Raw genomic sequence first — 14,288 nt, forward strand, 5'->3', positions numbered from 1 at the left:
GTTATTCGATGGACTGCGTACGCACACCGCGACCGCCGACCAGTACCAGCGCGCCATGGGCGGCCAATGCGGCACCGGCTACCGGTGTCTGTTGCGTCTGAGGCATCAGTTGCAGCGGGGCGTTGCCGTCGCCGCTCACGAGCATGTGCCCGGCCTGGGTGAAAAGCCGGAAATGGCCGTCGGCGTCCAGCGTTGCAGCGGTGAGGCTGACCTGCAGACCGCTGTCGAGCCGAGTCCAGCTGATGCCGCCATCGGTGCTGCGAAAAACGTGGCCGCGAAGCCCATAGGCGAGTACTTCGCCTGGCTGGCCGACCACACCGAAAAAGCTGCCTTGATAAGGTGTCTGCAGCGACATGAAAAGCTGCCGGGCGTCGTCCCATTTGAGCAGCAGGCCTTGTTCGCCAGCGATGTAAAGCGCATCACCTGCAGAGGCAATGGCATTGAGGTGAAAACCCTGTGGATTCTCGGTGTGGTCCTGGAACGGGGTCCAGTGCTGGCCTCCGTCCTCGGTACGCAGAATCAGGTTGAAGGCACCGACCGCATAACCGAGCTTGTCGTTGGCGAACCAGACGTCGAGAAACGGCTTGTCGGCGCCCTCCTCGATCAGCCGCTGGCTGTCGGCGGCCAGCCCGGCCCATTGTTCGTTCTCCGGCTCGGCATTGGCCAAGGCGGTGTAATGCTTGAGCATCAACTCGCCGATCTGACGGCCATCGAGCTGCTTGCTCCAGGTAGCGCCGGCATCGCTGCTGTGCAAAATCACGCCATCGTTGCCCACCGCCCAGCCCTGCTTGGCAGTCGGGAAATGCACGGCGTTGAGGTCGGAGCTGACCGGTACGACGGCCTGCTGCCAGTTCTGGCCTTCATCATCGGAATAAAGAATGTGCCCGCGCTGCCCCACCGTGACCAGACGCGGTCCCGCATGGGCAACGCCCAGCAGCGGGCTGCGCACGGCCAGGGCACTCGGCTTGGCCGGCAGATCCAGCACGTCGACATAGGTCGATGCTTGCGCGCCGACCTGCAGCAACGCCAGCAGCGCACCCATCGCCAGCGGCACTATTTTCTTGTTATAGGAGCCCATATAGCGCCCTCATGGCAAAAGGCGCCGGTGTGTACGCGAGTACAACCCGGCGCAAAAACTGCGCGATCAGCAATCGGCAGTAGCGACGAAGCCGTTAACGGATACCGGCACCCGCCAGCGATTCAGGTGCCCACTGGGTCTTGCTCAGCGCCTCGCTGTACTTGATGCCGCCGTATGGGCCTGGAAAGCCGACGGCGCTGTAGGTGCCACCGATCAGGTCGTAGCTCAGATAAGGCGTGGCATCCGGCACCTGCTGGTCATAGCTTTGACTGAGGAAGGTGTAGACGCCTCGGTATAGCTGACCGTTCGCATCGTATTGGTCGGAGGCCAGAGCGACCCAGCTGTCCTCATCCAGATAGAAGCGGCGCTTGGCGTAAATGTGACGAGATCCCTGCTTGAGGGTCGCCTCGACCACCCAGACACGATGTTTTTCCCAGCGAACGAAATCCGAAGCCAGGTGGTTCGGGGTCATCATCGGCTTCAAATCGTTCTGATACGTCACACGGTAGGTGTTGTACGGAACGATCATTTCCTGCTTGCCCACCAGCTTCCAGTCATAGCGGTCCAGCGCACCGTTGAAGACGAAAGAATCGTCCCAGGTAGAGGCGCCAGCGCTGCCCGGGTTCGGCGTGTCGTAGGCCAGGCTCGGCGCCAGTTTCACGCGGCGCTGCCCGGGCAGGTATTGCCAGCCACGGCGCGGTTGCTCCAGCGGGTTGACCGCATCGCGCAGCAGCACAGCCTCACCGGCACGACGGGCCGGACCGGTGAAGGCCAGCTTGATCTGGTAATAGGTGTCCGCGGCAGCGAGCGGCTTGGACAAGTCGTCATAGGCGGCATAGTTGATCTGCGCGATGCCGGTCGTGGCCAGGCTGGCTACCCCGGCGGAGTCGACGTTCCAGTTGTCGTACTTGCTCTGGATGTTGACGCCCTGATAGCGCAGCAAGTGGTTCCAGATGGCCTCGGCACCTGTCTTCGGGATCGGAAATGGAATGCCTGGCAGCGCATTTTCGATGGAATTGCCACCTTCTGTGGAGCGAGTCGCGGTGGCATTTTTTACCGTGTTGTCCAGCACGCCCGAAGGCAGCGCGGCAGTGCGATGCGTCGGGAAGACCTCGACTTTGAAGCTGGGATAACGCTTGACCAGCTCGGCGGTCACCGCGGTCAGTTGCCCCTTGTACTGGTCGACGTTCTTGCCGTCGATCACCAGCAGCGGTTTTTCAGCGGCGAACGGATCGGGGCGCATTCTGTCGCCCGCCTTGAAACCGGCTGGCGGGGTGGTCAAGCCCCCTGCATAAGCCGGAATGGAACCGTCGGCATTACCGGCTTTCTCGGCACCGATCCGGGTCAACTGGTTACCCAGTTTGGCCGCTTCTGTGGCGTCAACAGCTGCGTGGGATGGCCCCGCAAGGGCCATGGCCAAGGAGGCGGCCATCAGGGTATAGGCGAATTTCATCTTATTGTTCTCCTGCTTGCACTTGGCAATGGATGGATCAGAAGGTGGTTTTCAGGGTCAGGTAGAGAGCACCCCGATCTTCGGTGGCACCGGCGCCGGAAGCGGACGCATAACCGCCCCCGTAGCAGGTGTAACGCTGTGTGCCATCCAGGGCGTTTGGAGTTGCACCATCGTTTGCGCCGTCGTCACATTTGGTGGTTTTGCCGAAGGCGTCGACGTACTTGAGGTCAACGTAATACTGGTTGTAGATGGCAGCGCTGATCCCGACGGCGTAGTTGCCGGCATCTTCCGCCCCGCCCGCGACCACAGGCGAAACACCGTCGATGCCGACGTTGACCGACATCGGTGCGCTCAGGTCCACACCGGGAAACACCTGGTACCAGGTCGGCGTGAAGTTGACGGCGATGCCCCAGTTGTCCCGGGTAGGTTTGTCGATACCGCGATAGGTGTCTTCACCCTTGTAGAGCGCCTTGTTTTTGCTATCGAGGCTCAACAGGTTGCTGTAATACAGCTCACCCAACAGGCTGGCCGAATCGAAAAACGGGGTGTCGGCGATCGCAACCAGGCCATTGATGGTCCAGTGCAGCGTGTCGCCGGTGGCGGCCAGGCTGTCACCGTCGCGTGGCACATCGGTGATCACGCCGGTACCCGGGCTACGCGCAGGGAGCAAGCCAAGACCCGACTGCAACCCGCCAGGACCTGTGGCGCTGATGATTGCCGGAATGCTGGCCAGCGGCATGTTGTGGCGAATGTTCAAATCACTGCCGACGCTGACGCCGCCCACTTCCTTGGACAGGCTGAGACCGTAGATGTCGATGTCATCGCCGTAGGCGAATTCATAGGAGGTGGTGCCGATCGAATTACGCAGCCCTGCTACCCCGCCCACACTGGTCAGGCCGCGAGTGTCCAGGACCGCTTGAGGGAGAATGTCCGAGGTTTTGCGGTAGTAAGCACCCAGCGTTCCGTCCAGCCACTCGGGCGACCATTTGACCATCAGCCCGAAGTCACCCTGATTGTCCGGGGTGAAGTCATGACCGCGTCGAACAGTTGTCAAAGTGCCGTTAGGACCCGCCAATCCCGCACCGCCCGTATGCCCCAGCAAGAACGACTGAGCGCCGAAGCCCACCACATCGGAACCGCTGTAGAAGGTACCGGCCTCAGGCAAGCGAGCGCCTTCCCAATCAAGGAAGTACTGGGCGCCGAAGGTCAGTTCGGGGGTGAGTGTGAAGGTGGTCGAAATCTGGTTGCGCGGAACGAACAATTCCTTGGCTTCGGTACCGGGCGATGCTGCCGCCTTGGCCAGATCGAGGGACGCCTGGCCATAGCTCAGCGAGTGCACCGGGTTAAGTACCGTCTCGCCCCAGAACACGTTGTGCTGGCCGGCCTTGATATTGAGCTGGGAGTCGTCGCCCACTTGGGTGTTGTAGAACACGAAGGCATCGAGGACTTCACCGGACGGGCCGTTGTAGTAACGCTGGGCATAGTTGCTCAGGTGCGGGCTGCCGAAAATGGCCGGTGCTGGCGGACGCCCGCCAAAACCGGAAATCGACGAATAATCATCGTTGCCGTTTACGAACGGATTGGAGTTCGAGCCGGTATTTTCATAAGCCTTGTCGTACCAACTCGCGGTGCTGACACGAAAGCCCACCTTGCTCTGATAGACCACATCCAGTTCAGACAGCAGGTCGACACGGTTGGTGATGTTGGTGCCGGCCTTGCGGAAGTTGTAATCACCGTCGTTACTGTTGGGCGTACCCAGCAGGCGCTTGTCGGCACTTTCCGTACGCACGCCATAGTTGTACTTGACGGTGTTGTCGAAACGGACGGACCAGTCTTCGCTGCCAGTGTCCAACTCGAAAGCGTGGGCGGCCGGCAGGCTCGTGGCCAGGATAGCCGTGGCGAGCAATTGGCGTCGCGCAGACAGGAGGTTGCGACTCTTCATCGGGTGATACACCTTTATTGTTTTTGTTGTGGCTTGACGTCAGACACGGCTGCTGACTCCTGTCCTGGTCTCGGTAGTCGACCAGGTCAGGGGCTTGCTCAAGCCTTGCGGCTAACGACGGTAATAGGGGTTCATGCTACGGGTGGGTAAGCGGTAGTCCCGGAACTCACTCTAAGAGCAGCGCGGCGATCCGGATTGACTTTGCGGGGCATCGGTTTGACATTTCGGGACGTCCGACAGACTGTCCAAACTGGCCGTCCAACTGGCCGTCCCGAAAAACCTCAGATGTAGGTACCGCCGCCAGCGTTGATGATCGAGCCGACCAGGTAGCACTCATCGGACGCCAGGTGAGATACCAGCGCCGCGTATTCTTCGCCCTTGCCCAAACGCCCCAGTGGCATGACCTGTTTGAACACGCTCAGTTGCTCAGGCGATTGTTGATCGAGGTAGCGCTCGAAGGCCGGGGTCTGTACGCCACCCGGGCAGATGGCATTGACCTGGACATTGGCGCCGGCCACCTCGTAGGCCACCGCGCGGGTGAAGGCTATGACCGCGCCTTTGGCTGCGGAGTAATGCGGGCTATGCGCCCCCATGGCGGAAATACCGGCAATGCTGGCGATGTTGACGATCTTGCCGTAGCCCTGTGGCTCCATGCGCTGCAAGGCCGCGCGGGTGCAATAGAACACGCCGTCGACGTTCACCGCCCAGAAGCGCTTCCATTCCGCATCGTCCATGTTGCGGGTGATCTCCAGCGACTGACGGGGAATCGGCTGGGTCACCAGCGCGTAATGACGCTTGCGTCGCTCGTCATCATGCGGCTTGTCCGGGACCAAAGCGGCATTGTTGACCAGGATGTGCAGCGTGCCGAAACGCGCGTCGATCTGCTCGAACATAGCGTTCACGTCAGCGCTCGACGAGACATCACAGCGCAGGGCCAGGCATTGCGCACCGATGTCCTCGATCAAGGCACGAGTGGCTTCAAGCGCCTCTTCGTTGATGTCGCAAATGACCACATTGGCGCCTTCGCTGGCCATGCGCAGGGCAATAGCTTGGCCCAACCCACCTGCACCACCGGTAATCAAAGCAACTCGACCATTCATTTTCATGGGTGAACACTCCGTCTTGAGGGAGCACGCAGTGTCGCCCAGACGTGGGCATCAGCCTTGACCTGGCGGGACATCGACCGAATCGCTGCCAACCTGTTTGGTCCGGTTTCGCCATTCCCGTGGTGAACAACCGAACTCAGCGCAAAACCAGCGAGTAAAAGAAGTCGGAACTGCATAACCGACCATCATGCCCACGCGTTGCAGGGAGTAATTTTTGTTTGCCATGTAATGCAAGGCGAGTTCGCGACGTACAGCGTTGAGCAGCTCGGAAAAAGTCAGGCCGACCTCGTCGAGCTCGCGTTGCAGGGTTCGCACGCTGACGCCTTTGGCATAGGCAACCTGATTGATGGTGGCGCGCCCGACCGGCATCAACAAATAGATTGCCTTGCGCACATCGAAAATCACCGAGTGTTCACTGTCTCCTGCCATCGAATCCATGAACTGGCGAGCGTAGCCAGCCATCGCCGGGTCGGCTTGGGGATTGAGTTGATCAATATCCTCGGCATTGCAGACGATGCCATCGAACTCAGCGTCGAACACCACCCGGCAACGAAAGAATCGCGTGTGCTCCTGCTGGCTTGCCGGGGCCTCATGGCTGAAATGAATGCTATGCGGATGCCATTGACTACCCATCAGCGATTTGCACGTGCGGTGCAGGATGCCGATCGCCAGTTCGGCGGCTTGACGCTTGGGTATGCCCGCCTCGGCCATGATTTCATCGCGGATCAGCACCGTGTTTCCCACCGTCTCCAGGTTCATGGCCAGCGTCCGGTTGAGCAGGTGTCGATACTCGATGCTGGTGAGCAGCATGTCGCGCAGTGTGCGCTGATGACTGAACAGCAAGCTGATGGCGCCGAGATCCGAGAGTCGTCGGGCCTCTGCCATGCGCAGGCCAAAGGTCGGGCAGGATGAGCGAGCCGCAGAGGACTCCAGCAGATTGAGCGCCGCCTCCAGCGGCAGCATGCATTCCGGGTCGTTCAGCATGACGGGAGTCAGGCCGACGCCACGCAGCATCTCGCTCGGATTCAGACCGAGGCTCTGGGCAACCTCCGTGTAGTTCTTGAGGGTTGCAGCCCGTACAAACGCTTCCATCGCACCGCCTCCAGTGATGTCGACTGCATTCTTCGGCGAAGCCTGCAACCGATTATAGGGTCACCGATTGAAAACTGGTATTGGCACGTAATGAAAGGTTTTTGGCACGTGATGAGAGGTTTTCATCCACCGGCTGCGCCAAAGTACAAGCCATGCACCACCGACAACGACACCCTCAAAGCACAAAAACAACAACAACAGATTGGAGACATGCATGAACTTTCTTGACGGATCCCTGTACCCCGAGCATCAGCCAAAGCTCGTCATCACCGTAGCTCCTTACGCGCCTTCATGGACACCAGCGGACTTCCCTGAAGAAATTCCAGTCACCATGTCAGATCAGGTTCAGATGGCCGTCGACTGCTACAACGCCGGTGCCACTGTACTTCACCTGCATGTGCGTGAACTGAATGGCAAGGGGTCCAAGCGACTGTCCAAGTTTAATGAGCTGATCGCCGGCGTCCGCGAAGCGGTACCGGACATGATCATCCAGGTCGGCGGCTCGATTTCCTTCTCCCCGGAGGATGATAGTGATGTCGCCAAATGGCTCTCCGACGACACGCGTCACATGCTCGCCGAACTCTCGCCGAAGCCCGATCAGGTGACGATTGCCATCAACAGTAACCAGATGAACGTCGTTGAACAGATGCTGGAAGCCGACCTTGCCGGCACGAGCATGGGCTCGCCCGAGGGCTATCGCGCCTATCGCGAAATGACCATCCCGGCTGGCCCGGAATGGGTCGAGGAGCACATCAAGCGCTTATCGGCCAATGGCATTCAGACGCAATTCCAGCTCGGCAACATCCCCTCATTCGAAACCGTCGAGCGCATGATGCGCCGCGGCGTCTGCAATGTGCCGCTGATCCTGACCTGGGTGGCGATCGGTGGTGGCGCCGACTCCCCCAATCTCTACAACCTGGCGAATTTCGTGCGCGCCTGTCCGGACGGTTCCGTGCTGACACTGGAATCCTCCGTACTGAACGTGCTGCCGCTGAACGTGATGGCGATTGCCATGGGGCTGCATGTGCGTTGCGGTACCGAGGACAACATCTGGACGCAGAGCCGTGATCGCAAGATGGGATCCGTCGAGCAGATCGAGCAACTGGTACGCATTTCCAGGGAAATGGGTCGCGAAGTCGCCAACGCCAAAGAAGCCCGCGAGATCTACAAGATCGGCACGTTCTACAAGGACGCCGATGAAACCCTGGCCGAGAACGGCTTCGCGCCGAACCGCAAGCCAGGCCAGAAAGGCTTTACGCAACACGGCTGAGTCAAGCTTGCGGGGTGCACGATCCATATCCATGGGCGCGCCCCGCAAGTATCGCTGCACCCAATTTACAAGAGCTGCGCAATGAACGCGGCCGTAACGAGAGGAGAGTCTTCGTGACTTTGCACGCCCCGATAGAAATACGCGGTGACAACTGGCGACGTATCGCCCGACCCTACGCCTGGGTGGTCTTCGCCCTGACCTTCGGACTGCTGCTGTCAGACTTCATGTCGCGGCAGGTGCTGACGGTGGTTTTTCCGCAGCTCAAGGCCGACTGGGGCCTCTCCGATTCCGAGCTGGGCGCGCTGTCCAGCGTCGTCGCCATCGCCGTCGGCGTGCTGGCCTTTCCGTTATCGTTATTCGCTGATCGCTGGGGGCGTATTCGCAGCCTCATCCTCATGGCCGCCATCTGGAGTCTGGCCACCCTGGTGTGTGGTTTCGCTGCCAACTACCAGGAAATGTTCGTGGCGCGCTTCTTCATCGGTGTCGGCGAGGCGGCCTATGGCAGCGTCGGTCTTGCCGTGGTGCTGAGCATCTTTCCGCCACAGCAACGGTCCACGATAACCGGTGCTTTCCTCGCCGGAAGCATGGTGGGTTCCGTACTCGGCATCGGTCTGGGCGGCCTCCTCGCGACCCATTTCGGCTGGCGGGCGTCCTTCGTTGGCATGGCGATCTATGGCATTGCTCTGACTGCTGTGTACGCGCTAGTCGTCAGGCCTGCTCGCATTGAATTGCCTCGCCAGAAAGCGGGCTCGGGTCTGCCCAAGGCCTATCCTCCGCTCAGCACCCTGTTCTCGACGTCTTCGGTGCTGAGCGTCTATATCGGCAGTGGCCTGCAGTTGTTCACCATCGGCGCCCTGCTGACCTGGCTGCCCAGCTACCTCAATCGTTTCTACGACATGCCGCTCGCCAACGCCGGTGCAGTCGCGGCCATCTTCATGCTTTGCACCGCGGTCGGCATGCCTCTGTGCGGTGCCATCGCTGACCGACTGTGTCACGATTCGCCAACACGCAAAATCAGGTTGACCATGGGCTACTGCCTGCTCTGCAGTGCTCTGTTGACCGTGGCTTTTCAGCTGCCGGTGGGCATGGCGCAACTGGTCATGATCGGCCTGGCAATGTTCGTCGGCGGTGGCATCGTCGGACCCTCCGGCACCATGGTCGCCGACCTGACTCCGCCTGCGCTTCACAGCACCGCAATGGCCACGCTGGCCATTGCCAATAATCTCTTGGGGATGGCCCCCGGCCCCTTTGTCACCGGTTTGCTCGCCGATCGCATTGGCCTGGCCTCGGCACTGCAACTGCTGCCATTGGCAGGTATTGCAGCGGCCTTGGCGCTGCTGGTGGGGGCTCGCAATTATCGCAATGATCTTGAACGCGTAAGTCCTCAACCATGTTCCTGAGACAAGCGTCATGAAACACACCATCGAGGTGCCTGTCTCTGTCGATCTGAGTATCGGTAAGCGCGCTCGTGTGCAGGCCAATGGCACCGACATCGCGCTGTTCAATGTCGATGGCCAGATTTACGCCATCGACGATAACTGCCCGCACAACGGCGCCTCGCTGTTGTTCGGCAAACTCGACGGTCGACTCGTGCAATGCCCCGCCCACGGACTGCGCTTCGACCTTGCCACCGGCTGCATGCGCGGTGGCGGCATGAACGTACGCACCTATCCCGTCGAGGTCATCGAGGGTCGCGTGCGTATCACTCTGCCCGTTCCAATCACCAACCAACAATAACTTCAAAAGCAGGTTGATCATGACCACAGCATTCACCCCCACCCGCCATTGGCAACAGAGTTACGACGCCCGCGTACCGGCTGACATCAACCCCGATGCCTGGCCTTCGGTCGTGGCCATGGCGCAAGAAGCTATGCAGCGTTACGCCAGCCACACCGCATTTCGCTGCTTCGGGCGCTCACTCAGTTATGCCGATGTCGACACGCAGTCAGGCGCATTTGCCGCCTACCTGCAGCATCTAGGCGTGCGTCGTGGGGACCGTGTCGCGGTCATGCTGCCTAATATTCCGGCATTTCCCGTGGCGATGTTCGGCGTCCTCCGAGCCGGCGCCGCCCAGGTCAATGTCAACCCGAGTTACACCCCACAGGAGCTGGAACACCAGCTCAACGATTCCGGAGTCGAGACCATCGTCATCGTCGCCAGTGCCCTGCCGACACTGGATGCGATACTGAACCGCACATCGATCAAAAAAGTCATCGTGGTACAACCCGGCGACACGCTGGGCGAGCCGGTGGCCATGCACGAGATCGACCTCCAGTCATCGCCTCACCTGCCGTTGACACGCTTCGTCGATGCCTTGCGCGAAGGTAGCTCGATGCCGTTCACGCCGGTCGAACTGACCGGCGATGACTTGCTCTTCCTGCAATACACCGGCGGTACCACCGGCCCCTCAAAAGGTGCCGCCCTGTCTCATCGCAACCTGATCGCCAACATCTTGCAGGCGCGCGCATTTCTCCCTGACATGTTCGACACGGTCGGTGACAACGTGGTGGTCACGGCGCTACCGCTGTTCCACGTGTTCGCCCTGACGATCAATCTGCTGATCTGCTTTTCGGCTGGGGCCGAGAATTGGCTGATCCCCGATGCGCGCAATAGCGATGATCTGGTCGACACGCTGATCAAGGCCCGGCCGACGCTGCTGACAGGGGTCAATACCCTGTACGGCGCACTGGTACGCCATCCGCGTATCGGCGAAGTGGATTTCTCGCGCCTGCGCCTGGCCATTGGCGGCGGCGCCGCCGTGCTGCCGGCAACCTCGACGCAATGGAAGAAGATCACCGGTCAGGAAATCCTCGAAGGCTACGGCCTCTCCGAGACATCGGCCATTCTGTGTCTGAACGTCATGGGCCGGAGCCATTTCTCTGCGGCAGTGGGTTTACCTTTGCCGTCGACCGACATCGTGCTGCTCAAGGACGATGATCAACCCGCCGCGCTCGGCGAGGCCGGAGAAATTTGCGCCAAGGGGCCACAGATAATGTCCGGCTACTGGCAAAAGCCTACTGCCAACGCCAACGCGTTTACCGCCGATGGTTACTTTCGCACCGGCGACATCGGCATCTTTGCCGCCGATGGCTTACTCAAGATCGTCGATCGCAAAAAGGACTTGATCATTGTCTCGGGCTTCAACGTCTACCCCAACGAGGTGGAGGTCGTTGTCGCCAGTTGCACAGGTGTCAGTGAATGCGCCGTGATCGGCATGCCGGATGAACGCAGCGGTGAATCCGTTTGCCTGTACGTCGTCAAGTCCACTCATGTCACGCTCGACGAAGCCATGCTGATCCAGCACTGCCGCGCGCACCTTGCGGCCTACAAAGTGCCCCGCCAGGTGCGGTTCCTGGAAGCGTTGCCCAAGTCCGCGGTGGGCAAGATATTGCGCAGAGACTTGCGCGTACTCGCGACTGCGGGCAGTTCGACTGAAACGACCCTGGTCAGTTGATCGACGCTACGACAGATCCGTCAGCGCCTTGCTCATCCCGGCCATCCAACGGGCGAATGAAGGCGTCGACGGAATTTGGCATCAATTGAAAGGTGGCTGGCATCAAATGAGAGGTTCTCAAACAGCCACAGCCCTAGAGTGAATCAACTGCCACACCGGCACCTGCCCGTTCCCACATCGCCATGGCTTCGCCCGCGAGGACTTCACTCCATGAGCTCGATCGCTCTCGTCAACATTCACACCCGCGCGCTCGAACTGGCGCCGGGTTTTTTCGTCAGCGTGATCGTTGCCACAGCGGCGACCTTCCTCTCCGAACACTATGGCGCACCGGTGATGCTGTTCGCGTTGCTGCTTGGGATTGCGCTGAACTTCCTGTCCAGCGACGGCAAGTGCAAGGCCGGTATCGAGTTCACCGCGCGCGCTGTTCTGCGCCTCGGTGTAGCCCTGCTGGGGATGCGCATTACTCTGGAGCAGATCGCCACGCTGGGCTGGAAGCCCGTGGCGCTGGTGGTCATTCTGGTGGTGGTGACGATTGCCGTTTCGATCGTGGCGGCCAAGGCGCTGGGTTTCAATCGCCTCTTCGGCATGCTCACCGGTGGTGCCACGGCTATCTGCGGCGCCTCGGCGGCACTGGCCCTGGCGGCCGCGCTTCCCAACCATCCGCAAAAAGAGCGCGCCACTCTGTTCACCGTGATCGGCGTGTCGGCGCTGTCCACTGTGGCGATGATTCTCTACCCGATGATCGCCAACTGGTTCGCGTTGCCGCCGCAAGTGGCCGGTGTTTTTCTCGGTGCAACCATTCATGACGTCGCCCAGGTGGTCGGTGCCGGTTACAGCATGTCCACCGAAACCGGCGACACCGCCACCGTGGTCAAGCTGATGCGGGTCGCCATGCTTCTGCCGGTCATCCTCTGCGCCACGTTGATCACTCGCATGCAGGGTGCGGACCCGACCGGCAAGCGCCCTCCGCTTCTGCCCATGTTCGCCGTCGGTTTCCTGGTCCTGGCCTGCGTCAACAGCACAGGCTGGATAGCGCCAGCGGTGCAGGGTTTCGTCAACGAGCTGTCGCGCTGGTGCCTGGTGATCTCCATCAGTGCCTTGGGTATGAAGACCCAGCTCAAGGAGCTCGCCACGATAGGCATCAAGCCGATCCTGTTGATGGTGGGGGAAACCGTGTTTCTCGTGGGCCTGGTGCTGCTATTGCTGCATTGGGGATTGTAAAGCGTGGGTCTGCGAAGGCCGGTCCGGCCTTCGCATCCGAGCGAAGAGTGACGTGATGAATTCAGTAAGTGCCTTTCACCGGACCGTCGACGGCCAGCTTCTGTGCTTCCTCGATAAGGATCGGGGCGCCCAACGCCATGCTGTGGATGCCCAGTATCGAAGTCAATTGCAGCACCGCCAGTATCTCCTCGACGCTGACGCCGATTTCCAGTGCCTTGCGGATGTGGCGACGCACACCAGGGGCATACATATGAGTGCAAGAGGCATCGACGGCGATGGCGATCAGTTCGAAGGTCTTGGGTTCCAGAATCCCCTTGCGAATCGGGTGCGTGGCCATGCCGAGAAACTTTTCCGTCCACTCGGCATCCAGCTCGGCCAGCGAGTCCCAGGCGGTATTCCAGTTACCCGCATCACGCATGGCATCGCAGGTTGGGGTGTCAGGTTTGGTCTGGTCTTTATTCATTTGCAGTTCCTCAAGGTTGAGTGGTTGCTTTCAACTCTAAGCGTGCCGATGCCCTCTGTATTGACTGTAGGGGGCACGGGAATGACATCTCGGGACACGTGCAACGTAGGGGTAAATCCTCAATGAAAGGTCTTGTTCGAAGCGCCAGCCTCACCAACTACGCGGAAATTGCCCGCTCGTTGAACGTCGACCCCATGCAGCAATTGCGTCTTGTCGGTCTTGATCCGCGCTGCTTGCTACAGCCGGACCTGAAAATCTCCATCGAGGCTGTGGCGCAGTTGCTGGACAGCACGGCGCGGGAGGCCGGCGTGGAAGATTTCGGCCTGCGCATGGCCGAAAGTCGCAAAGTCTCCAATCTCGGCCCCTTGGCACTGTTATGGCGCGAACCAACGCTGCGTTCAGCGTTGAAGGCGCTCCAGGAGTTTCTTCATCTGCACAATCAGGGTTTGGTGCTGGATATCGAAGAAAGCAGCGGCGTGGCGGTGTTGCGGCTTGAGCTGGTGTCGGTCAGCCATTTGTTTGTGCGCCAATCAGTGGAGTTGGCGGTCGCGGTGACTCATCGAATGCTGAAGACCTTGCTCGGTAACCTCTGGCATCCATCAGCGGTCTGTTTCCGTCACTGCGCTGCGCTGGACGATAGCCGGCATCAGCGTGTGTTCGGTACCGCGATACAGTTCAACTGCTTGATGGACGGCATTGTCTGCCGCACCAGCGATCTCGACCGTGCCCTGCCCAGTGCCGATCCGGAAATGGCCCGCCACGTTCATCAGTACCTGAAAAGTATCCGCGAAGACTCCCGGACAGCCCTGCTGGCGCAGGTGCAGCAGATGATCTGGATGCTGCTGCCCACTGGACGCTGCTCGGTGGAACAGGTGGCGGCGCACCTGGGACGTGACAGACGGACGCTGCATCGGCAGCTGACGCGGGAGGGTGAGACATTTTCGTCGCTGCTGGACAAGGTACGCGGGGAACTGGCGACGCGTTACCTGGCAAACCCCCATCATCCCTTGAGTGAGATTGCTGGCGTTCTGGGTTTTTCCGAATTGAGCGCCTTCTCCCGCTGGTTCAGCCGGCTCTTCGATTGCAGTCCATCGTCCTGGAGAACTCAGCCCTCACCGATAGCCACAAGAAGGCCAACACCTCAGGTGTTCAATTAGAGGATGCCCGGACATTCAGTCATAAGCCTGGTAGTGCCCCACCCTTCGAGAA

12 protein-coding genes are annotated in these 14,288 nt (G+C 60.2%); 6 read left to right on the forward strand and 6 right to left on the reverse strand.

Annotation, left to right across the window (positions count from 1 at the left end):
* Position 1: 1 nt before the first annotated feature.
* From ACA079_RS18255 to ACA079_RS18275, 5 genes are all read right to left on the reverse strand, one after another.
* Positions 2 to 1,078 (reverse strand): WD40/YVTN/BNR-like repeat-containing protein, encoded by a 1,077-nt coding sequence (locus ACA079_RS18255; protein ID WP_497700359.1) that lies wholly within the window; start codon positions 1,076 to 1,078, stop codon positions 2 to 4.
* A gap of 94 nt (positions 1,079 to 1,172) precedes the next feature.
* Positions 1,173 to 2,531: a DUF1329 domain-containing protein gene (locus tag ACA079_RS18260; RefSeq protein WP_497700360.1), complete on the reverse strand. Its 1,359-nt coding sequence runs from the start codon at positions 2,529 to 2,531 to the stop codon at positions 1,173 to 1,175.
* Between the two features lie 37 nt (positions 2,532 to 2,568).
* Positions 2,569 to 4,473, reverse strand: coding sequence for a DUF1302 domain-containing protein (locus ACA079_RS18265; RefSeq protein ID WP_497700361.1), 1,905 nt, complete (start codon positions 4,471 to 4,473; stop codon positions 2,569 to 2,571).
* A 281-nt stretch (positions 4,474 to 4,754) separates the two neighbouring features.
* A complete protein-coding gene (locus tag ACA079_RS18270; protein WP_497700362.1) occupies positions 4,755 to 5,579 on the reverse strand; it encodes an SDR family NAD(P)-dependent oxidoreductase in 825 nt (274 codons plus the stop codon).
* A gap of 51 nt (positions 5,580 to 5,630) precedes the next feature.
* Positions 5,631 to 6,671 carry an AraC family transcriptional regulator gene (locus tag ACA079_RS18275; RefSeq protein ID WP_497700363.1) on the reverse strand — a complete coding sequence of 347 codons (1,041 nt, stop codon included), beginning with the start codon at positions 6,669 to 6,671 and terminating at the stop codon, positions 5,631 to 5,633.
* Positions 6,672 to 6,885: 214 nt separating this feature from the next.
* Here ACA079_RS18275 and ACA079_RS18280 point away from each other — a divergent pair, with 214 nt between their 5' ends.
* The 5 genes from ACA079_RS18280 to ACA079_RS18300 all read left to right on the forward strand — a co-directional run bounded on the left by ACA079_RS18280 (position 6,886) and on the right by ACA079_RS18300 (position 12,616).
* On the forward strand, positions 6,886 to 7,941 hold the full coding sequence (locus ACA079_RS18280; protein ID WP_497700364.1) for a beta-keto acid cleavage family enzyme: 1,056 nt from the start codon (positions 6,886 to 6,888) through the stop codon (positions 7,939 to 7,941).
* Positions 7,942 to 8,054: 113 nt separating this feature from the next.
* Positions 8,055 to 9,341 (forward strand): MFS transporter, encoded by a 1,287-nt coding sequence (locus ACA079_RS18285; protein ID WP_497700365.1) that lies wholly within the window; start codon positions 8,055 to 8,057, stop codon positions 9,339 to 9,341.
* Between the two features lie 10 nt (positions 9,342 to 9,351).
* Entirely contained in the window at positions 9,352 to 9,678 is a 327-nt protein-coding gene (locus tag ACA079_RS18290) for a Rieske (2Fe-2S) protein (protein WP_497700366.1), read from the forward strand.
* Between the two features lie 19 nt (positions 9,679 to 9,697).
* On the forward strand, positions 9,698 to 11,395 hold the full coding sequence (locus tag ACA079_RS18295) for an AMP-binding protein (protein WP_497700367.1): 1,698 nt from the start codon (positions 9,698 to 9,700) through the stop codon (positions 11,393 to 11,395).
* 210 nt (positions 11,396 to 11,605) lie between these two features.
* Positions 11,606 to 12,616 (forward strand): YeiH family protein, encoded by a 1,011-nt coding sequence (locus ACA079_RS18300; protein ID WP_497700368.1) that lies wholly within the window; start codon positions 11,606 to 11,608, stop codon positions 12,614 to 12,616.
* A gap of 61 nt (positions 12,617 to 12,677) precedes the next feature.
* Here the strand turns inward: ACA079_RS18300 and ACA079_RS18305 are convergent, their stop codons facing one another.
* Positions 12,678 to 13,079, reverse strand: coding sequence for a carboxymuconolactone decarboxylase family protein (locus ACA079_RS18305; RefSeq protein ID WP_489845610.1), 402 nt, complete (start codon positions 13,077 to 13,079; stop codon positions 12,678 to 12,680).
* Positions 13,080 to 13,201: 122 nt separating this feature from the next.
* Between ACA079_RS18305 and ACA079_RS18310 the strand changes: the two genes are divergently transcribed.
* Entirely contained in the window at positions 13,202 to 14,236 is a 1,035-nt protein-coding gene (locus tag ACA079_RS18310) for an AraC family transcriptional regulator (RefSeq protein ID WP_497700369.1), read from the forward strand.
* The last annotated feature ends 52 nt before the right edge of the window (positions 14,237 to 14,288 follow it).

This window comes from Pseudomonas sp. LBUM1645, from assembly GCF_059716185.1.